Below are 358 nucleotides of genomic sequence, written 5' to 3'. Positions count from 1 at the left end.
GCGCCCGGCAGGTCGAGGGTGACCTTGTCGAAGAAGGGGCTGCCGACGGCGTACTCGCCGGAGGCCGGGTTGACCGGGTAGAAGCCGAGGGCGGAGAACAGGTACCACGCCGACATCTGGCCGCAGTCGTCGTTGCCGGACAGGCCGTCGGGGGCGTGACGTCGCCGACACCGGGCATGCCGGCGACGTAGCCGGAGTCGCCCATCCAGATCGCGGGCTGGTGGGTGCCGATGAACCCGGTCATCGTCGTGTCGCCGGAACGGTAGGGCAGCTTCGCCACCGCGTTGGCGTGCGTCATCGGCGACCAGCGGGTCATCGCGAACGGCGGCGCGGCCCTCGGGATCATGCCGCCGTACTC

Annotated in this window: 1 protein-coding gene and 1 pseudogene; both read right to left on the bottom strand. The window is 70.9% G+C overall.

The window, feature by feature from the left end:
* Positions 1-209 (bottom strand): glycoside hydrolase domain-containing protein (locus AC1DSF_RS31500; protein WP_478184231.1); only part of this gene is annotated, 209 nt, incomplete at its 3' end.
* Positions 194-298, bottom strand: a pseudogene (locus tag AC1DSF_RS31495) (hypothetical protein); the annotation flags it as partial. The pseudogene AC1DSF_RS31495 and the gene AC1DSF_RS31500, both read right to left, overlap by 16 nt.
* Positions 299-358: the final 60 nt, after the last annotated feature.

The organism is Variovorax sp. 01N429 (genome assembly GCF_056399425.1).
This window is presented reverse-complemented; position numbering and strand designations above follow the sequence as displayed.